Origin of the sequence: Streptococcus varani, from assembly GCF_001375655.1 — a bacterium.
GTDB lineage: Bacteria > Bacillota > Bacilli > Lactobacillales > Streptococcaceae > Streptococcus > Streptococcus varani.
Genome location: NZ_CTEN01000002.1, coordinates 196,090 through 212,550, shown reverse-complemented (window position 1 = coordinate 212,550; position 16,461 = coordinate 196,090). Strand labels below are relative to the sequence as shown.

The 16,461-nt window shown below is 37.1% G+C and carries 33 protein-coding genes; 31 read left to right on the top strand and 2 right to left on the bottom strand.

Going from position 1 to position 16,461, the window contains the following annotated elements:
* Nucleotides 1-84: 84 nt before the first annotated feature.
* The gene (locus BN1356_RS04655; protein ID WP_093650243.1) at nt 85-321 is read left to right on the top strand and encodes a helix-turn-helix transcriptional regulator; all 237 of its coding nucleotides are present in this window, start codon (nt 85-87) and stop codon (nt 319-321) included.
* Nucleotides 322-360: 39 nt separating this feature from the next.
* Nucleotides 361-537 carry a hypothetical protein gene (locus tag BN1356_RS12605; RefSeq protein WP_176694229.1) on the top strand — a complete coding sequence of 59 codons (177 nt, stop codon included), beginning with the start codon at nt 361-363 and terminating at the stop codon, nt 535-537.
* Here BN1356_RS12605 and BN1356_RS04650 read toward each other — a convergent pair.
* Complete coding sequence (locus BN1356_RS04650) at nt 523-1,314, bottom strand: DUF4393 domain-containing protein (RefSeq protein ID WP_176694228.1); 792 nt, start codon at nt 1,312-1,314, stop codon at nt 523-525. The two genes, BN1356_RS12605 and BN1356_RS04650, sit on opposite strands and share 15 nt — an antisense overlap.
* Before the next feature lie 147 nt (nt 1,315-1,461).
* On the bottom strand, nt 1,462-1,719 hold the full coding sequence (locus tag BN1356_RS04645) for a hypothetical protein (RefSeq protein WP_093650241.1): 258 nt from the start codon (nt 1,717-1,719) through the stop codon (nt 1,462-1,464).
* 151 nt (nt 1,720-1,870) lie between these two features.
* On the opposite strand from BN1356_RS04645, the gene BN1356_RS04640 reads away from it, so the two are divergent.
* From BN1356_RS04640 to gpG, 29 genes are all read left to right on the top strand, one after another.
* Nucleotides 1,871-2,056, top strand: coding sequence for a helix-turn-helix domain-containing protein (locus BN1356_RS04640; RefSeq protein ID WP_093650240.1), 186 nt, complete (start codon nt 1,871-1,873; stop codon nt 2,054-2,056).
* Between the two features lie 14 nt (nt 2,057-2,070).
* Nucleotides 2,071-2,364 (top strand): ImmA/IrrE family metallo-endopeptidase, encoded by a 294-nt coding sequence (locus BN1356_RS04635; protein ID WP_093650239.1) that lies wholly within the window; start codon nt 2,071-2,073, stop codon nt 2,362-2,364.
* A 187-nt stretch (nt 2,365-2,551) separates the two neighbouring features.
* On the top strand, nt 2,552-2,686 hold the full coding sequence (locus tag BN1356_RS12965) for a hypothetical protein (protein ID WP_281175822.1): 135 nt from the start codon (nt 2,552-2,554) through the stop codon (nt 2,684-2,686).
* A complete protein-coding gene (locus BN1356_RS04630) occupies nt 2,683-3,393 on the top strand; it encodes an ORF6C domain-containing protein (protein ID WP_093650238.1) in 711 nt (236 codons plus the stop codon). The genes BN1356_RS12965 and BN1356_RS04630 overlap by 4 nt, the downstream gene beginning before the upstream one ends.
* A gap of 59 nt (nt 3,394-3,452) precedes the next feature.
* A complete protein-coding gene (locus BN1356_RS04625) occupies nt 3,453-3,743 on the top strand; it encodes a DNA-binding protein (RefSeq protein WP_093650237.1) in 291 nt (96 codons plus the stop codon).
* Between the two features lie 18 nt (nt 3,744-3,761).
* On the top strand, nt 3,762-3,941 hold the full coding sequence (locus tag BN1356_RS04620) for a hypothetical protein (RefSeq protein WP_093650236.1): 180 nt from the start codon (nt 3,762-3,764) through the stop codon (nt 3,939-3,941).
* Between the two features lie 177 nt (nt 3,942-4,118).
* Complete coding sequence (locus BN1356_RS12600; RefSeq protein ID WP_176694227.1) at nt 4,119-4,283, top strand: hypothetical protein; 165 nt, start codon at nt 4,119-4,121, stop codon at nt 4,281-4,283.
* Nucleotides 4,280-5,179, top strand: coding sequence for a conserved phage C-terminal domain-containing protein (locus BN1356_RS04610; RefSeq protein WP_093650234.1), 900 nt, complete (start codon nt 4,280-4,282; stop codon nt 5,177-5,179). Before BN1356_RS12600 ends, BN1356_RS04610 begins: the two co-directional genes overlap by 4 nt.
* Nucleotides 5,180-5,371: 192 nt before the next feature.
* On the top strand, nt 5,372-5,632 hold the full coding sequence (locus tag BN1356_RS04600; protein WP_093650232.1) for a hypothetical protein: 261 nt from the start codon (nt 5,372-5,374) through the stop codon (nt 5,630-5,632).
* Nucleotides 5,629-5,775 (top strand): hypothetical protein, encoded by a 147-nt coding sequence (locus BN1356_RS12595; protein ID WP_176694226.1) that lies wholly within the window; start codon nt 5,629-5,631, stop codon nt 5,773-5,775. Before BN1356_RS04600 ends, BN1356_RS12595 begins: the two co-directional genes overlap by 4 nt.
* Nucleotides 5,768-5,974 carry a hypothetical protein gene (locus tag BN1356_RS04595; RefSeq protein ID WP_093650231.1) on the top strand — a complete coding sequence of 69 codons (207 nt, stop codon included), beginning with the start codon at nt 5,768-5,770 and terminating at the stop codon, nt 5,972-5,974. Before BN1356_RS12595 ends, BN1356_RS04595 begins: the two co-directional genes overlap by 8 nt.
* Entirely contained in the window at nt 5,967-6,251 is a 285-nt protein-coding gene (locus tag BN1356_RS04590; protein WP_245620301.1) for a hypothetical protein, read from the top strand. Before BN1356_RS04595 ends, BN1356_RS04590 begins: the two co-directional genes overlap by 8 nt.
* Entirely contained in the window at nt 6,248-6,595 is a 348-nt protein-coding gene (locus tag BN1356_RS04585; RefSeq protein ID WP_176694225.1) for a helix-turn-helix domain-containing protein, read from the top strand. The genes BN1356_RS04590 and BN1356_RS04585 overlap by 4 nt, the downstream gene beginning before the upstream one ends.
* The gene (locus BN1356_RS04580; RefSeq protein WP_093650229.1) at nt 6,592-6,771 is read left to right on the top strand and encodes a hypothetical protein; all 180 of its coding nucleotides are present in this window, start codon (nt 6,592-6,594) and stop codon (nt 6,769-6,771) included. Before BN1356_RS04585 ends, BN1356_RS04580 begins: the two co-directional genes overlap by 4 nt.
* A gap of 16 nt (nt 6,772-6,787) precedes the next feature.
* A complete protein-coding gene (locus tag BN1356_RS04575; RefSeq protein ID WP_093650228.1) occupies nt 6,788-7,225 on the top strand; it encodes a sigma-70 RNA polymerase sigma factor region 4 domain-containing protein in 438 nt (145 codons plus the stop codon).
* 142 nt (nt 7,226-7,367) lie between these two features.
* The gene (locus tag BN1356_RS04570) at nt 7,368-7,958 is read left to right on the top strand and encodes a tyrosine-type recombinase/integrase (protein WP_093650227.1); all 591 of its coding nucleotides are present in this window, start codon (nt 7,368-7,370) and stop codon (nt 7,956-7,958) included.
* 186 nt (nt 7,959-8,144) lie between these two features.
* Complete coding sequence (locus tag BN1356_RS04565) at nt 8,145-8,468, top strand: HNH endonuclease (protein ID WP_093650226.1); 324 nt, start codon at nt 8,145-8,147, stop codon at nt 8,466-8,468.
* Between the two features lie 152 nt (nt 8,469-8,620).
* Nucleotides 8,621-8,947, top strand: a complete 327-nt coding sequence (locus BN1356_RS04560) for a P27 family phage terminase small subunit (RefSeq protein WP_093650225.1) — start codon at nt 8,621-8,623, stop codon at nt 8,945-8,947.
* The gene (locus tag BN1356_RS04555; RefSeq protein WP_093650224.1) at nt 8,944-10,590 is read left to right on the top strand and encodes a terminase TerL endonuclease subunit; all 1,647 of its coding nucleotides are present in this window, start codon (nt 8,944-8,946) and stop codon (nt 10,588-10,590) included. Before BN1356_RS04560 ends, BN1356_RS04555 begins: the two co-directional genes overlap by 4 nt.
* A 108-nt stretch (nt 10,591-10,698) precedes the next feature.
* The gene (locus BN1356_RS04550) at nt 10,699-11,862 is read left to right on the top strand and encodes a phage portal protein (RefSeq protein WP_093650223.1); all 1,164 of its coding nucleotides are present in this window, start codon (nt 10,699-10,701) and stop codon (nt 11,860-11,862) included.
* Entirely contained in the window at nt 11,843-12,565 is a 723-nt protein-coding gene (locus BN1356_RS04545) for a head maturation protease, ClpP-related (protein WP_093650222.1), read from the top strand. Before BN1356_RS04550 ends, BN1356_RS04545 begins: the two co-directional genes overlap by 20 nt.
* A gap of 15 nt (nt 12,566-12,580) precedes the next feature.
* On the top strand, nt 12,581-13,711 hold the full coding sequence (locus BN1356_RS04540) for a phage major capsid protein (RefSeq protein WP_093650221.1): 1,131 nt from the start codon (nt 12,581-12,583) through the stop codon (nt 13,709-13,711).
* A 3-nt stretch (nt 13,712-13,714) separates the two neighbouring features.
* Nucleotides 13,715-14,005 (top strand): hypothetical protein, encoded by a 291-nt coding sequence (locus tag BN1356_RS04535; protein ID WP_093650220.1) that lies wholly within the window; start codon nt 13,715-13,717, stop codon nt 14,003-14,005.
* Entirely contained in the window at nt 13,989-14,186 is a 198-nt protein-coding gene (locus BN1356_RS04530; protein ID WP_093650219.1) for a hypothetical protein, read from the top strand. The genes BN1356_RS04535 and BN1356_RS04530 overlap by 17 nt, the downstream gene beginning before the upstream one ends.
* The gene (locus BN1356_RS04525) at nt 14,173-14,532 is read left to right on the top strand and encodes a phage head completion protein (RefSeq protein ID WP_093650218.1); all 360 of its coding nucleotides are present in this window, start codon (nt 14,173-14,175) and stop codon (nt 14,530-14,532) included. Before BN1356_RS04530 ends, BN1356_RS04525 begins: the two co-directional genes overlap by 14 nt.
* Entirely contained in the window at nt 14,525-14,932 is a 408-nt protein-coding gene (locus BN1356_RS04520; protein ID WP_245620300.1) for a hypothetical protein, read from the top strand. The genes BN1356_RS04525 and BN1356_RS04520 overlap by 8 nt, the downstream gene beginning before the upstream one ends.
* Entirely contained in the window at nt 14,922-15,302 is a 381-nt protein-coding gene (locus BN1356_RS04515) for a hypothetical protein (RefSeq protein ID WP_245620299.1), read from the top strand. The genes BN1356_RS04520 and BN1356_RS04515 overlap by 11 nt, the downstream gene beginning before the upstream one ends.
* Nucleotides 15,303-15,314: 12 nt before the next feature.
* A complete protein-coding gene (locus tag BN1356_RS04510; RefSeq protein WP_093650215.1) occupies nt 15,315-15,893 on the top strand; it encodes a major tail protein in 579 nt (192 codons plus the stop codon).
* A gap of 49 nt (nt 15,894-15,942) precedes the next feature.
* A complete protein-coding gene (gpG, locus tag BN1356_RS04505; protein ID WP_093650214.1) occupies nt 15,943-16,248 on the top strand; it encodes a phage tail assembly chaperone G in 306 nt (101 codons plus the stop codon).
* Nucleotides 16,249-16,461: the final 213 nt, after the last annotated feature.

The following is a 16,461-nucleotide window of genomic DNA, read 5'->3' as shown; positions in this document are numbered from 1 at the left end:
TCGAAAAATTATTATCTTTAAGACTTTGAAGATATAAGTAACCAGTTGTTGTTACGCCATCGAAAAAATAGAAAGGAGGAGAAGATGCAGATTCTTTTATACAAACTGCGAAAAGAAAAAGGATTATCTCAAGACGCGTTGGCCTCTGTTATTCACGTCAGTGTAAACCAGTACGGAAAAAAAGAAAGAGGAGCAGCGCAGTTTACGCAGGATGAGATGTTTGCAATTGCAGATTTTTTTAAAAGGCCAATTGCTCAAATTTTTTTACCACGAAAGTCACCGAAACGGAAACAAATCCAACCCCATCCCCGCCGGACATAATCTCCGTTCGGTTGAAGACAGATAGAAAGGAGGAGAGAGATGGTCAATATTTTTGTTTCGGCATTCGTATCTTTTGTTGTATCACTATTTATGCTAAAGGTTAGCATTTACTGGTTTAAAAGATGGATTGATGATTTCTTTGAGAAAGAAGAAAAAGTCATCAAGTCACAATTCGAAGATTTTAAAAACCATATTAAAGAATCACTTCGGAGGTAAGCAGGTTTCACAGAAGTCTTGACCAAAAAATGTTAAGCGAACAATTCCAGGTTGGACATAGACTTCTTGGAAATTTGGATCATGGCTTTGCGTGTGGCTAGTAATATCATCTAAATAATTATTATCGTTTAAAAGAGAGTACTGATTGTTATCTATTTTGGTTTGGTTGTAGAGGATTTCAATAATTCCCATTCTCCTAAGATTTTCTAAGGAAGATGAATTGTAATCTAAGGTTTTTTGGTCTGGATTTAAAAGGAAAACGTTAGGGTGCGCCATTTTTAATCCTCGGCAGTTTTTATAAGTGAAATAATAGTTTGCGACAGGTATATCAGCATATTTGTAGTTAAAAATAATTGATAGGTTTTGAGCATCTAACGGACTGAGCTGTTTGATGATTTCTACGAAAGATGGAAGAACTAGGTTTTCTTTCGATGAATCGATATCAGAAGCAATCAATCGAGCAAACATGTTTCTAATTGTTTCTTGTTCAATATGGTATTTGGATGCCTCGAGAGCAGGACCAAGAATGTTCAAGCTAGGATCTTTCAGTCTATCAGTAGCTATTTGAATAATTTCTTCAGCAATTTTATGCTTGAAGTCGTCAATGTCACTAGCGTGTTTTATTCGGGCTTTTTCTGCCCAAGCGTGAAATTTTTCAAAACCTATCAAGGTCATTAAATCGTCAATAGCTCTTGCGGGATTATTAGCTTTTTGAACAGCGCCGGTTGCCAAGGTTGTTCCTAAACTTACAAGTATACTACTCACAGTTGTATTCATACCTATCTCCAACATTTTTTATTTAAATTATACCACAGAAAGGACACAATATGAGACCAAAACGATATCCGTATCAAAAAAGACCAGCTGATAAGCTAGTCATAAAATCTCAAAACGAGAAAGTAAAAATCGACTTAAACGAAGGAATCATTCACTTTCAAAAGTGATGATAGTAGTGTCGTCTTGCTTTGAAAATACAGGTTTTTTATTAGACCAGAACTCTGCAGTTTCAGAATTTACAAGAATGACTAAACCATTCTTATGAACGGTCAACGCTTGAACCATACTATTCTCGTCTTCACCAGCTACAAAAGTATATTCAACTTCTGAGTTAGCTTTGACACTGGTTTTGCCGATTGTTTGAGTACGGTATTTCAAGAATGTACCATATTTTGGTTTATCCATGTAGCATATCCCCTTTCTATAGTCTTTAGATTAACTCGTTGGTATGGGTCGCTAATCTAAAAACATTATATCAGAAAGGAACGGAAAACACAACATATTGTATTTTGTGAATTTACAAAATACAATATGTTGTATCTAATAGGAAAATGACATGTGGGAAAAAATTGAACAAATGATGGTTGAGAGGAATCTCAATATGAACAAATTAGCAAAACTGACAGGGATTAACAAAAGCCACTTTAGCGATTTAAAAAGTGGCAGAATCAAACATCTATCTTGGCCAAATATGGTCAAGTTATCTACAGGGTTAGGCGTCAGCTTAGACGAATTTAGATAACAGAAAGGAACAAAATGGAGGAAAATATCAAAGTCGGTGGAATGACTTATATAGTCAAAGTGCAAGAACATTTTAAAAGTCACGATGATGAGCGTAATCTTTGGGGGTATTGTGATTATGAACAACAAATCATTTATATTCGACAGTCATTATCAGACCAAAAGAAAAGGCAAGTGCTAATCCATGAATTAACACATGCTATTCTACATGAAGTTGGTTATAAAGAACAAGATGAAGAACTTGTTAGTCGTTTTTCAATCGGTCTGCACCAGGTTTTAAACGACAATCCAGAGCTACTTAGTGTTTAGTAGATTTGTGATTGTTGAGGGTTTGACTAGCCTTGGACTTAGCACTTGATGATTTGCTAGTGGCCAAAGTCTTGCCAGCCTTGCTTACTGGTTTGCAAGATTTCGCCATATTTTCCTCCTTTCCGTCATATTTTCAAGTAGATTATATCATGTTTTGGGGAGGAAAAGTCATCAGAAAGGGGATTTTATGACCGTAAAATTAATTGCCAATTGGCAAAAGAAAAATCATGAGCTTAGTCAGGTCATGATTGATAGTCTTGAGGGACTAGATATTTGGGAGACAATCCTAATACTTCAAAAAATAAGGAAAGGAATTTTATGAACGAAGTTTTTAATTTTCACGGACAGGAAGTCCGTACATTAACCATCGATAACGAACCTTGGTTTGTTGGAAAAGATGTTGCAGATATTTTGGGATATTCCAAAGCAAGAAATGCTATCGCACTTCATGTTGATGAAGATGACGCCCTAAAACAGGGCCTCACAGATAACCTTGGACGTATTCAAGAAACAATCATCATCAATGAATCTGGTCTGTACTCTCTCATTCTTTCAAGCAAACTACCTCAGGCAAAAGAATTTAAACGTTGGGTAACTAGTGAGGTACTTCCCCAAATCAGATTACAGGGAGCTTATGTTCCAGAAAATCTATCTGATGAAGCTTTTATTGCCCTGTTTACAGGACAGAAAAAGCTTAAGGCTAAAACGTTGGAATTGGCTCAGGATGTTGATTATCTAAAAAATGAGCAACCTATTCATCCAAGTTTTGCTCAATCGCTACTCAAGAAGAGAAAAGCTCGTGTTGTGGCTTTTCTTGGAGGAATTGACAGCCCAGCTTATGCTGACAAAATCTTTGCTCAATCTGTCTTTAGACAAGCTGAGGTTGATTTCAAAGACCACTTTAACATTAACCGCTATGACATGTTACCAAAGAAATTTGCTGAGGCAGCATTATCTTACTGGATGACATGGGAGCCAAGCACAAATACCAAAATGAAGATTTTGGAGTTGAATAATTATGCAATGTAAGCAAAAAAGCCTGACGGCAATCAGGCTCAAAACAAATAATTTTATAAGGTAATTTTATCATGGAACTATCTTTTAATCAATTACTTGATGAATTTGAAGCTGGTCTCATGGACAGGGCTTTGAAGGTCATGCATGTCGTTATGGATGAGAAACAGCGTTTCCCTATGGAACTGAACAAGTCTCAATGTTCAGAGATGTTACTTGGAACCAAGGACACTGGGACATTTGATGAACGTTTCAACTGTCATAAGGATTTTCCGAGGATTCCAAATGCTCGTGAGAAATATCCTCGTGATGAAGTCATTGAATGGTATCGCAAGAACTGGCAAAGAACTAGCAAAACATCTTAATTTTCAAGGAGAAAAACAATGGACGAAATCAACCTATCAACTGAGCAAGTTATCTACTTGATGGCCGTACTCATTCCGATCTTGGTTTATTTAATCAATAAGCTAACTGTGGTAAATATTGAAATGGATGATCCAGAGGAAGCAATTCCAGAAACAAATCTAAGATACTTACAGATTAACACATACTACGGGGGATAAACATGACCACTATATTATCAATTGGACTAGCAGCAATGAGCCTTTTAGCTTTCACGGCCATTTTTTACGGCTTTAAATTAAATAAAAAGATGCATTCGAAAGAATTCAAGTGTGAAGTTTTCCGTGAAATTGCTAAGGAAAATCATAAAAGACATGTGATGTTGAAGGAGGTCAAACATGGCAGAAACTAAACCAGTCAGATTTCATGATGGCCTAGTCACACTATCTGCTGAAGATTATTTGGCAGTACATGAGGAAAACTTTAGATTGAGGCAGCGTAATCTTGAATTACAGACAGCGTTGGAATCAATCAAAGGTTTGTCGGAAAGGGTATTAACATGAAAACAGTACCATTTTTTAAAAAAGAGGTTGAGAAATTTCAATATTTCCAACTTCCTCAGTGGCTTTTTAAAGAACCGTACTCTGGATTATCTAATGCTGCTAAGCTGAGTTATGCTTTTATTTTCGATCGTCTTGGCTTTTCGGTAAAGAATGAGTGGCATGATAAAGATGGAAAAGTGTTTATCTACTTTACAAATGCTGAATTTGCTGAAATCCTGAATTGTTCTGAAAAGTCAGTGATCAAAGCGAAAAAAGAGTTATCTGATATTGGACTTTTAAGAGAAGTTAGGCAAGGTTTATCAAAACCAAATAGGATTTATTTACTTGGTCCGTCACCTTTTAAAATGTCTGATAGTTCAGTTCAAGAACTGGAAAATTTACAGTCCAGAACTGTAGATTTTACAGCTACAGAACTGGAAAAAGTTCAGACAATCAAGACTAATAATACCAAGACTAATATATCTAATAATAATATAGTCAAGCAAGATGTGGCTTCCCAAAAAGTTCAGTTCAGGATTCCTTATCAGGATATCATAGATTATTTGAATAAAGCAACTGGAAAGAAATTTAGTCCACAAAGTAAAGCGAATAAGAAGCTTATAAAAGCACGCTGGTCTGAGGGTTATCGATTGGATGATTTTAAAAAAGTAGTCGATAATATGGCAGCTAATTGGGCAGGTACAGAATGGGAGAAGTATCTTCAACCATCCACGCTATTTAGGGATAGTAACTTTGATAAATACTTAAATCAAGTTCCATTTATCCAAAAATCAAATGTTCCAGAGTGGTCTAATGCAGAAATTAAGACTGAACAGACTGAGGAAGGTCAGCAAAAAATGGCAGAGTTATTTGCTGAGTTAGAGCAAATGGAAGGCGTTGGGAATGGTAGTAGTTAAAGAATGCGTTCTAATGAACGCTAAAAAATCAAAAGATCCGTTCATTAGGTTAATTTCTATCGGGTATACGGGTTTTGAGTTCAGATACGGGAATAAACAGCAAGCAATGAAATTCTTATCTCAAAATATTGCCATCATAATTTGCCAGGACATGCATAGGTATGGAGATTTTAGAATTGTGGAGGTGGATGGATGACTTTTGAAGCTAAGTGGATTTTACACGGGTTTTATCCGATACATGTTGGTTTTTACGATACTAAGGAATTGGCTGCTGAGGCACTCATAGGACATGCAGAAGTCTATTCGGCTATTACAAATAAAAGATTTGTTGCAAGCAAAAAAACACGTAGCAATCAAATCCGTCTTGATTACGGTGCTAAAGATTGCTACTACCTGATTGAGGAAATGGAACGTGAACAGGACGATTTGAAGAAAGAAGGACCGTTGTTATGAATAAACAAGAAGCGCTTAAAAAGCTAGAGAGCTATAAAGTGACGACAGCGTTTGCCGACTGGGTTGGTCATTCACTTGGTCTAGCACAATGTGAGATGTTCATCTACTTGCTCTTTGGAAACGAGGAGGAAAAAGATGATTAAAATCACAGCCTATACTGCTAACCGCAGAATTGAAAAATTTATCAAATCGTCTGAAGAAGCCCTTAAACTAAGAACCAAATTTCAATCTCAAATGAACAATGGTCATACAGTATCATTTGATTCAGCGCTACTGAATCCAAGTCACATAGAAGCTATTACTTTTGAGGGAATCGAAGATGAGGAGGCTGAACATGGCTAAAGGAGAAATTATACTTAATAAGGAGAACAATATGGCAGATATAAAAAAAACGCTAAAACTCTATATCGATACAGCACTAGCTGATCGTATAAATTTTCTCGAAGATGAATTATATAACCGGGCCTATAAAGACATTGAGAAATTAGAAACAGAAAATGCCCATCTAAAAAAGCTTTGCATCGAACAGCAGGAAGTAATCATGGATTATGAGTGGCTCAGACTAAAACGCTCTGCTTTTATCAGCCAAAAAAATCACAGAAAATGGAGGGCAAGATGAAATTAAGACTGGAAGAACTAAGAAATAAACTTGGGCTCAGTCGCCGAGATGTGCATGAAGCGACAGGAATAACACTAAATACAATCGGATACTACGAAAAAGGCGGGATTCCCTCAATCGGCAACATTGAAAAGATTGCAAGTGCATATAATGTTAATCCAGCTTGGTTGACTGGGTGGATTAATGATACAAATCAATCACAGCCACTTAAAATAGTCGTCGAAAAGATCGTTTACGTTGAAAAGGAAGGTTGTAGGTTGCCGCCATATTGGAACAATGATAACAATGGCAGAATCATCAAGTGGAAAGAATCAAAAAGAGCATTGCAAAGGAGGAAGGTATGAGAATAATGATAAACGGAGAATTTCAAGCGTTCCTGACATTCATGCTTCACCTTATCGTGATTGACTGGATTTGGAAACTCCTTGAAATCAATATTGCTGGCAAAGAAAATGGTAATCTACCAGATTCAATCTTGCTTGTGCTACTTTGCTTATATATTACTTGGATTTTGAGATAGGGCAGGAATTAGAATATTGAATGAAGCGACCATTAGACAATTAAAAAAACTCAGGCTGTTTTCAAGTATTATTAAGTCCAAGCGTGATGAAATATCAGAGTTACGTTCGGGGATTTTAAGAAGCCAACAATACAAAGACGAACCTAAAGGAAGTAAAATTGGCAATAGCTCAGAGCAATTAAATATTAGAATTATTGATAAAACAGATGAGATTCAGAATGAAATTAGCTTGCTCTATCAAGAAAGAGATACTATTGTGTCTGAAATTGAAAATTTGGATGATCCACAAGAAGCGTTAGTTTTGAGACTCTTTTATCTAAACGGATACTCTTGGGCAGACATATCTAGAGAACTAGGAGGAAGTCCCAAAACATGGCAAAATATACGTAAATCTGGTGTAAATAATCTAGCTAAAGTTTTATCCAAAAATTCCCAAATTTCTCTTTCAAAATGATAATCTGATATTGTGAAGGTAGAAAGAAGATGTATAGTTCACTCAAGAGGTTTTTACGTAAAACAACAAATATTTCCATAACAGAACTTTCTACTTTACGACTATGGGCTTGCTCATAGTCTTTTCTATTAGGAGGAAGACAATGGGAACTGTAGAACCTATAAGAAATCGTAAAGATGTTGAGATGTTAATTCAATACGTATTTGAAGAAAGTCCACATCGCGAGGAGGTACGAAATCGAAATGGTACAATTTTATTGATTGGATTCAATACTGGATTTCGTGTTGGAGATATTGTAAAGCTACAAAAGAAACATATCCGTGGATGGCATATTGAATTCTATGACCAGAAGACTGGTAAACATACTAGACGTAAGATGACAAGAAAACTTAAAACTCACTTACTTAGTTATACGGAAGGGATGAGACCAGAAGATTTTCTCTTTCCTAGTCGTGAGTGCCGTGGTAAAGGAAGCAGCAAGAAACGGCACAAACACATCCATCGTGATACTGTTTATAAATTTTTAAAGGCAGATGCTGACGCTCTTGGGTTAGAAAATATTGCCACACACTCCATGAGAAAAACATTTGGCATGATGATCTACGAACAGCAAAAAGATGTTGCAATAGTAATGGATTTACTGAATCATGCCTCACAATCATACACAGTTAGATATATTGGGAAGAACCAAGACTCTCAAGACAAAGCAATTGCTAAGTTTGAGGGTTTTTAATTTTTTAATGAGTTTAATTCTTTATTTTTTTTTGATGAGGAACTGGAATAGGGAGGTCAGACATAACACTTGATTTTACTGGCTTTAAGGACACTTTGTGAGTTCGACATAATATATAAAATAAAGAATTAAAAGAGGATAAATATACTGTATATATCGAATAAAACGAGAGGAGGTTGATTTGATTTGATTGATGTTTCGAGTAGAGAAAGTCGTAGGCAGTTCTACACATCTACGGCTTGGAGGAAGCTTCGGAGAAAAGTTTTAATCAGAGATCACTTTGAATGTCAGTGGTGTGCTGCTGAAGGTAAAGTAACAATGAGCGATCAAAGCATTCTTGAAGTAGACCATATAAAAGAGTTGGAACACTATCCTGAATTTGCACTTGATATAGATAACCTAAGAACGCTTTGCAAGGAACACCATAATCAGAGACACGAAAGGTTTGAATTTCGCAAAAAGGGTAAAAGTAAGAAAAAAGACTATCGAGATGACGAGTGGTGGGGATAAGTTTACAACGTTGACAATCGTCAATGTATTTGTGAATTTTTCACAAAAGCCCCCCGGTCTAAAAAATCGGTCAAAAAACGAACGTTGGGAACCGGTGGGAGGGGTCAACTCGCAAGAAATATGATGTAAATTTTGATGGGACGGGGGGTAACATGGAGAAAACTATCAAAGAAATTGAAAAACAGCTACTTTCAAAAGTTGGTAGATTTAGTAAAAATAAAAAAGATGCAGTTGAGCTTGAAAAAGTAAAACGCTATATGAATCTTGTAAGACAATATTATAGCTTGCAGGTCGAGATTGATTCTCTGGGGTTATTGGTTGAGACTAGAAATGCTGCTCAAACATTTATAAAAGATAACCCAGCAGTAAAATTACAGCTACAAATTTCAGCTCAACTTCTCGCAATTGAAAAGTCTTTTAGTTTTACTGTTGAAAATTCACCAATTAAACAAGATGAAGATACTGAGGACCTCATATGATTAGTCATAAGTTCATAGATGACTACTTTGGAAGATATGAGAGGGGAGAAATTCTTTTCAACAAAGAGCGTCAGTTGCTTTATGACTATTTAAAAAATGATTTTTTACTAAGAAATGATATCTACATAGATTCGCAGATGGTAGAAGATTATGTGACTTTCTCTGAAAAGTATTTTTTCCCTCTTGACGAGTGGGAGAAGTTTATCACACCATTTATTTTCTGTTATTACAAAAAGACTAATGATCTTGTATTTGAGAAATTCTTTATTACAATGGGTCGTGGAGGCGGAAAGAATGGGTTTATCACGACTCTTTCATTATTTCTGATTAGTCGGCTACATGGCATCAGGCTATATGATGTGACAATTGTTGCCAATTCAGAGTACCAGGCACAGCGTAGTTTTTTGGAGGCCCATTATAAAATTGATGAGAAACCTGTTCTTCAAAAGTATTTTTTGAATGGTAAGGCGAAAATTCAAGATAAAAATCTTAAGGGGACTTTTCGTTTTGCAACTTCTAATGCTAAAACAAAGGATGGCGGCCGTGAAGGTGCTGTTATCTATGATGAAATACATGAAATGGTTGATGATGCCATTGTAGATGTTTTCTCTGGTGGTCTTGGTAAGGTTGATAACCCTAGGGAGTTTTTTATTTCAACTAATGGTTTTGTGAGAGATGGTTATTACGATAAGATTTTTGCAAAGTCGATTTCTTTTTTAAAAGGGGAAGGCCAAGAAAATATTTTTCCGTTTATTTGTAAAATAGATGAATCGGATGAGGTTGATAATTTTGATAAATGGGAAAAAGCCAACCCAGTTTTTGCTAAACCAATGAATCGAAGATCAACTAGGTTATTTAACAAACGTGTCAATGATTACTATGAAATGATTGAGACACCTAGCAAGAGAAAGAATTTCATGAATAAGCACATGAACTTCCCTGAGTTGGATTTAGAAAAAGATGTGACTAGTCGTGAAAAGTTACTGGCTACTCAAAGAGAGCCGTCAGAATCTTTAGCGGGACGGTCATGTGTTGCAGGTTTTGACTTTGCGGGTATACGAGATTTTGCCTCAGTTGGTTTACTTTTTAAGATTGGTGATGATTATGTTTGGAAACAGCATAGTTTTGCTAGGCGTGAAATTATCCAGAAGTTCAATATCAAGGCACCTCTTAAGGAGTGGGAAAATGAAGGCATTGTCACTATTGTTGATGAGCCAAGTATATCGGCTAGTTTGGTGGTTAATAAGCTAATCGAGTGGAGAAACGAGGGATATCAGATAGAGGTTGTTTGTGCTGATAGCCATAAAATGGACTATTTAAAACTCTTATTGGAAGAGGCTGGTTTTGAGTTTGAATTTTTAAGAAACCCTGGCGCTATTCAAGCCAAGATGTCGCCAATCGTTGAAGATAACTTTGAGAATGAGCGGTTTATTTTTGGCAATGATAGAATGATGCTCTGGTATACGGATAATACTTTTGTTAAGCGTGACAAGGCTGGGAATGTTCGCTATGAGAAGAAAGAACAAGTTCGCAGGAAAACAGACGGTTTCCACGCTCTGCTTGCTGCGCTTTATAAGAGGGACAGGATTGAGGAAGGAAGTGCGACTGCTTTCTTAGATGCGCTTGATGGGTGGGATTTTTAAAGTGATTCCCGTTATTTCTATTTTTTCTTTTTTTATTTGGTATTATGTTAATGTGAATAATTGGGCGGCTATGGCTGTCCTTTTTGTTTGCTAGAGAGTGAGGTAGCTATGGGTTTGCTTGAATGGTTGCCCTTTTATCGAAACAAGAGTCCTGCATCAAGTCTTGAGTTTGATATTGATGATTTGTTCATTGACTTCCAAAAAGCCTATTTGAAGACTTTAGCTATTGATAAAAGCGCTGAGTTTGTGGCGCGAATCTTTTCAAAGGCTGAGTTTTTATTTCTAAAAAATGGTGAGGTATCTGATAATTCATGGTCTTACTTACTTAATGTGAAACCTAACAAAGATGATGTTGCTGCACGATTTTGGCAAAAGGTTATTTATCGTTTGATTGTCCATAACGAAGTCTTATTGGTCCTATCTGATGATAATCAGTTGCTTATTGCTGATTCATATACTCGTCGAGAGTATGCTCTATATGATGATGTCTTTGAATCTGTAGTTGTTAAGGATTATCAATTCAAACGATCTTTTAAGCGTGAGGATGTTATCTTTATTGAGTACAACAATCAGAGATTAACTGGATATCTAAACCAGCTTTCTGAAGACTATCAAACATTATATGACCGATTAGTCGAAGCTATTGCAAGAAATAATCAAATACGTGGAACTCTAAAAATTAAGGGTGCTTCACAGTTTGCTAATGATTATATGGAAAAATTAAAATCATATAGTGAACGATTATTTAATGCTTTTAAGCATAAATCAATTGCCATAGTGCCAATGATTGACCAGGTTGAATATAGTGAATTTACTAATAAGCTTAGTGGATCAAGCGTGTCAGTCGAAGACTTAAAGAAACTGAAATATCAATTTGAGGATGATGTTGCTGATCTAATCGGGATCCCTTCTGTAATGTTGCATGGAGAGATTGCTGGAATTGAAGAGGCTCGGAAATCTTTTACTATCGACTGCTTAAAACCTCTCACTAAAAAAGTGTCCGATGAACTTACTGTCGGATTGATTGATGAACGCGAATATAAGAATGGTTTAAGATTGGAAATCATTAAGGTTGTAGATCGTGACATTCTTGATTTATCATCAAACATAGACAAGATAGTTTCAAGTGGGGCATTTTTTGTCAACGAAGTTCGTAGGGAGGTTGGCTACACTCCTATTAAGGATGGTAATGTCATCATACGAACGAAAAACTATGAAGTAGCTAGCAATCAAAATGAGAAAGGAGAAATAAATGTATCAAATACAGATTAAAGGCGCCATCATTCCAGATGATGACCTTTGGTTTTATGAGTGGCTTGATCGAACGGCCACTGCTCCAAGAAATATCATCTTACCAGATGATGGTCAGCCTATTGAAGTGATTATCAACTCTGGCGGTGGTGATGTCTATGCTGGAAGCGAAATCTATACCATGCTTAGAAGTTATCCTGGGGAAGTCACTGTAAAGGTTGTTGGTATTGCCGCTAGTGCAGCTTCAGTTATTGCTATGGCTGGTGATGTTGTTGAAATTAGTCCGACTGCACAGTTGATGATCCATAATGTATCTACTGGTATTTATGGCGACCATAATAGATTACGAAATGAAGCTGAGGTCTTAGAGGGATTTAATCAATCCATTGCAAACAGCTACATTGCAAAAACAGGGCTATCTTTGGAAACATTACTGGAGTTGATGAATCAGACTACTTGGTTTACGGCTGATAAGGCTGTAGAACACGGTTTTGCAGACAAAGTGATGTTTGAAGAATCAGCACCTCAGTTAGTAGCTGGTCTTGATAATCTCATACCAAGCGATGTTATCGCAAAATTTGCCAATATAGTTAATCAGAAACAGGAGATTGACTATGACAAAGTAGTAGAAGCTGTTATTTTAAAAATGGGTACTCAAGCAAGTAGCCCTGTTAAAAAAATTGACAATGGAGCACCAAAAGGATTTGGCGCTTTTTTGTTTTAAAAAAAGGAGAAGAAAATGACTTTAAAACTATCTGAAAAATTCAATGACATTCGTCAGCGATTTATTGACTCTGTTACAAACGGAGAAGACATCACTGTCCAAAACGAAAACTATGCCGCTATGATTGATTCGCTTTTTGAAGAGGCGAAAAAAGAGGCCCGCCAAGAAGTTAGAGAGCTTATCGCCCAGACCCCTGCTGAGGCAGAACTGACTGTAGCGGAGCGCAAGTTCTTTAATGAATTTGACAAAACAAAGTCCGAAGGTATTGAAGAGCTAATTCCTCAGGAAACGGTTGATCGTATCTTTGATGATATGGTAAAAGAACATCCATTGCTGGAAGAAATTGGTTTGCGAAACAATGGTCTTCGATTGAAATTCTTGTCATCTGAAACAAAAGGCGTTGCCGTATGGGGTAATATGTTTGATGGCATTAAGTCTCAACTACAAGCTAAGTTTGGCAAGCAAGAAGCAATCCAGCATAAATTAACTGCTTTTGTGGCAATTCCAAAAGATGCTGTTGAATACGGTCCAGCTTGGTTGAAGTCATTCGTTGCTTTACAGATTAACGAGGCTTTCTCTGTTGCGCTTGAAGCAGGATTCTTGAGTGGAAATGGTTCAAATTGTCCGATCGGGCTCAATCGCAAATTGACTGGCACAACTGAAGATGGGGTTACTACTTACCCTAAAAAAGAAGCTCAAGCAACGAAGATCACATTTGCAAGCGCTGAGAAAGTAGTGGATGAAGTAACAGAAATCTTTAAATATCATTCTGTTAAAGCGGACGGAAAAACATCAGTTAAAACAGATGGTAATGTAGTTATCGTTGCGAATCCTGCTGAAATCTGGGACATTCGCAGTCAGTACACATCGTTAAATGCTATGGGGAGTTTTGTTACAGCACTGCCATACGGGCTAATCATTATCCCTTCATTTGCACAAACTAAGGGCGAGGTGACTTCTTTTGTTAAGGGGCGATATGATGCCGTAGTTGGCGGGGGCATTAAGATTGCTTATTACAAAGAAACTTTGGCACTTGATGACATGGATCTCTATACTTCTAAACATTTTGCTTATGGTAAGTCTCACGATGAGCGTACCTCAGCAGTATGGCAGCTAAATATGGATAAAGTGCTTCCTGGTGGGTAGGATATGAATAGCGAAGAGAATAAGCTATTGACTGCATTCAAAGAGCGGATGAGGATATTTCATGACGAGGATAAGAACTTAATCCAAATTCTTGAAAAATCTACGGCCGCCCTTAGTGAGCGGTTTGGATTTCCAGTTGAGACTGTAGAAACTGGAAAAGAGCTGATTTTAGAACGTTCTAGGTTTGTCTACAATGATAAACTAGAAGAATTTGCTACTGCATTTGCTGACGAACTAAATAGTTTTGCAATTGCCCATACATTAGATGAGGTGACATATGAAAGTAAAAGTTAATAATCCTTTTAGAGATTTGAAAGAAAGCGTTGTTCGACGTAAAGGCGAAGAATTCGAAGTAGACGATGAGCGTTTCAATGAGCTTGAAACAAGGCTTCCGGGATTCGTTGAACCTGTTTTAGAAAACAGTGAAAAGAAGAAATCTAAAAAAACCAAGGTAGAAGAAGATGGCACGGCGTGAGACGACTAATGGCGATCTAAGAACGCCTGTCGTTTTCTATTCTGCCACAGTCAAAGAAGGACTGGATGGTCGAGATACTTACTACAAGGAAGTTTTTAAAAGTTTTGCTAGTGTCTATCATCCAAGCATGAAGGATTTGGAGATTTCTGGTAGTAAAGGAACCAAAGCTAGTTTTACCATCAAAATTCGTGATCCACTTTCCAGCTATATTCCAGATAATAGCCACTATGTTGAAATACAGGATTTGAGGTTGCGTGGTAAAAAATGGTCTATTGTAGACATCCGGCCATCTTTTGATAATAGGCAATTTTTGACAATCTCACTTGGAGGTGATGCCAGTGGCTAGTGGTGTTAAAATAACTGGAATTGATGAACTATTAGCAAAAATGGAACGTGAGCTTGGCGAAGATAAGGTTACTCGTGTCGTTAATAAAGCATTACGAGAAACAGGTAAAGAATTGTTGCCTGACTTCAAAGAAGAGCTTTCTAGTTTTCGTGATACTGGCGAAACTGTTGAAAGTGCTATCATCTCAGGCGTCAGTCGTGCTAGTGGTGTACCAACTATTAAACTCGGATTTGGCGAAGGTACGAGATGGAGGCTTGCTCATTTAAACGAACTTGGTTATGCAAAGAATCCATATCCAAATGGTTTTGGGGTAATCCGTCGTTTTGCTGAGAATTTGGAGGGGAAATATCCAACAATGATAGCAAATAGAGTTAAGGGAGGATTTAGAATTGGTAAATGATATGTTAGGCGATATCTATCAGGCTTTTTTAAAGCAACCAGAGCTAGCTAACATCTGTATTAAATCTTTTGAACGACCAGAAACCTTAGAAGCTGATAAAAGTTCTATTGTTATTAAACCAGTCAGCTCTCCAATGAGGGTAATGAACGGCTCTGATACGAGCCTTGCTAAACGCTTCACGTATCAAATCAATGTGGAGTGTGCTGAACGGATTGAATGTAAAGAAATTTGGTCTGTTATTGAACCTATTTTAGAGAGTTTTCACTTCTATCAAGTAGCTGGTGACTTGGAGGACTACATCAGCCATATCAAGAGATATGTAGACGTGAGGACTTACCGTGGGGTCAGTCCTCTTTATAAAAAATATTAAAGGAGATTTAGGATGACATTAGTCGGATTTGAAAGTGCAGTTATTCGAATTCTGGATGGGAAAGGGCCAGCAACAGAGGGAGAAAACCTATTTACCATCAAGGGTGACGACAGTAAGGGGGCAACTAAGACTGCCCAAGTTTCAGGATTGGCAGTTGATCCTGTCACATCTTGGGGTAGTAATAGACCATACCACATTTCACGAAAAGGTGTGGGAGAACCCAAAGTTGAGTTTTCCGCTATCGATATCCCTCTTGCTTGCCAACATAAAATACTAGGTCGGAAAGAGAAGTCAGGACTTATTGTTGGTGGGTCAGAGACAGAAGCACCAGAATGTTCTTTAGCACTTTACGCCCATGACCCTCGTGGGGTTAAAGTTGCAATTGGATTTTTTGTAGGTGTTTTCTCATTAGATAGTCTTGAAATTGCTTCATCAGAAGGAAAAGCAGCTGAATTAGCAGAAGATAAATTGACTTTTGTTCCTCGTGCTAGTGATGATGAGACTTTTGATGGTGATGTTTATACCATTGCAGATACTAAGGAACGTATTACGACCATGGTAACTGCTCTTAAACATATTTCAGCTGGGTAAGTGAACGGATAGGGCAGCCTATCCGTTTGTTTTTTAGAAAGGAAACTATATGTCGATTCTTGAAATTAAAGTTAGAAACGAACAAGGGCAAAAGGTGGCCTATGAAAATAGCTATCTTCCTGTTTTGAAATATCGTGAGTATCTTGAAATGGCTGCGCGTCATGAAGATAGCGACCTTGGAATTACTGAGGCAGAAAAATTAGATGAGCAGTTGACGTTTATTGCTAGTCTTTTTGATGGGCTGACGGTAGATGCCATGTACTCTGGTATTGAAATGGCAGAGCTAAATGATATCATCAGCAAAGTCTTTATCAAACTTATTGGTGGTGACAACGACCCAAAGGGGAAAGATTAAGTTCCAGAGAGAGTCTAAAAAAGTTTGATTCTTTTATCAAGGCTTTAGTGAAATCTGATTATGGTATGAGTATTAGGGATATAATGAATACTGACTATGAGCACCTAGTTGCTATCCTATATGCAGAAGAAGATTCCCCTGAATCAGAAACAGAGAAAGTTGTGAGTCTAACGGATTTTATAGGGACACTCTGATAAAGTAGAGACCAGCTTC

Bases quoted from the DNA above. Each gene is read 5' to 3' on its own strand.
- BN1356_RS04655 (WP_093650243.1), top strand. From the start codon at position 85: ATGCAGATTCTTTTATACAAACTGCGAAAAGAAAAAGGATTATCTCAA.
- BN1356_RS12605 (WP_176694229.1), top strand. From the start codon at position 361: ATGGTCAATATTTTTGTTTCGGCATTCGTATCTTTTGTTGTATCACTA.
- BN1356_RS04650 (WP_176694228.1), bottom strand. From the start codon at position 1,314: ATGAATACAACTGTGAGTAGTATACTTGTAAGTTTAGGAACAACCTTG.
- BN1356_RS04645 (WP_093650241.1), bottom strand. From the start codon at position 1,719: ATGGATAAACCAAAATATGGTACATTCTTGAAATACCGTACTCAAACA.
- BN1356_RS04640 (WP_093650240.1), top strand. From the start codon at position 1,871: ATGTGGGAAAAAATTGAACAAATGATGGTTGAGAGGAATCTCAATATG.
- BN1356_RS04635 (WP_093650239.1), top strand. From the start codon at position 2,071: ATGGAGGAAAATATCAAAGTCGGTGGAATGACTTATATAGTCAAAGTG.
- BN1356_RS12965 (WP_281175822.1), top strand. From the start codon at position 2,552: ATGACCGTAAAATTAATTGCCAATTGGCAAAAGAAAAATCATGAGCTT.
- BN1356_RS04630 (WP_093650238.1), top strand. From the start codon at position 2,683: ATGAACGAAGTTTTTAATTTTCACGGACAGGAAGTCCGTACATTAACC.
- BN1356_RS04625 (WP_093650237.1), top strand. From the start codon at position 3,453: ATGGAACTATCTTTTAATCAATTACTTGATGAATTTGAAGCTGGTCTC.
- BN1356_RS04620 (WP_093650236.1), top strand. From the start codon at position 3,762: ATGGACGAAATCAACCTATCAACTGAGCAAGTTATCTACTTGATGGCC.
- BN1356_RS12600 (WP_176694227.1), top strand. From the start codon at position 4,119: ATGGCAGAAACTAAACCAGTCAGATTTCATGATGGCCTAGTCACACTA.
- BN1356_RS04610 (WP_093650234.1), top strand. From the start codon at position 4,280: ATGAAAACAGTACCATTTTTTAAAAAAGAGGTTGAGAAATTTCAATAT.
- BN1356_RS04600 (WP_093650232.1), top strand. From the start codon at position 5,372: ATGACTTTTGAAGCTAAGTGGATTTTACACGGGTTTTATCCGATACAT.
- BN1356_RS12595 (WP_176694226.1), top strand. From the start codon at position 5,629: ATGAATAAACAAGAAGCGCTTAAAAAGCTAGAGAGCTATAAAGTGACG.
- BN1356_RS04595 (WP_093650231.1), top strand. From the start codon at position 5,768: ATGATTAAAATCACAGCCTATACTGCTAACCGCAGAATTGAAAAATTT.
- BN1356_RS04590 (WP_245620301.1), top strand. From the start codon at position 5,967: ATGGCTAAAGGAGAAATTATACTTAATAAGGAGAACAATATGGCAGAT.
- BN1356_RS04585 (WP_176694225.1), top strand. From the start codon at position 6,248: ATGAAATTAAGACTGGAAGAACTAAGAAATAAACTTGGGCTCAGTCGC.
- BN1356_RS04580 (WP_093650229.1), top strand. From the start codon at position 6,592: ATGAGAATAATGATAAACGGAGAATTTCAAGCGTTCCTGACATTCATG.
- BN1356_RS04570 (WP_093650227.1), top strand. From the start codon at position 7,368: ATGGGAACTGTAGAACCTATAAGAAATCGTAAAGATGTTGAGATGTTA.
- BN1356_RS04560 (WP_093650225.1), top strand. From the start codon at position 8,621: ATGGAGAAAACTATCAAAGAAATTGAAAAACAGCTACTTTCAAAAGTT.
- BN1356_RS04555 (WP_093650224.1), top strand. From the start codon at position 8,944: ATGATTAGTCATAAGTTCATAGATGACTACTTTGGAAGATATGAGAGG.
- BN1356_RS04550 (WP_093650223.1), top strand. From the start codon at position 10,699: ATGGGTTTGCTTGAATGGTTGCCCTTTTATCGAAACAAGAGTCCTGCA.
- BN1356_RS04545 (WP_093650222.1), top strand. From the start codon at position 11,843: ATGTATCAAATACAGATTAAAGGCGCCATCATTCCAGATGATGACCTT.
- BN1356_RS04540 (WP_093650221.1), top strand. From the start codon at position 12,581: ATGACTTTAAAACTATCTGAAAAATTCAATGACATTCGTCAGCGATTT.
- BN1356_RS04535 (WP_093650220.1), top strand. From the start codon at position 13,715: ATGAATAGCGAAGAGAATAAGCTATTGACTGCATTCAAAGAGCGGATG.
- BN1356_RS04530 (WP_093650219.1), top strand. From the start codon at position 13,989: ATGAAAGTAAAAGTTAATAATCCTTTTAGAGATTTGAAAGAAAGCGTT.
- BN1356_RS04525 (WP_093650218.1), top strand. From the start codon at position 14,173: ATGGCACGGCGTGAGACGACTAATGGCGATCTAAGAACGCCTGTCGTT.
- BN1356_RS04510 (WP_093650215.1), top strand. From the start codon at position 15,315: ATGACATTAGTCGGATTTGAAAGTGCAGTTATTCGAATTCTGGATGGG.
- gpG (WP_093650214.1), top strand. From the start codon at position 15,943: ATGTCGATTCTTGAAATTAAAGTTAGAAACGAACAAGGGCAAAAGGTG.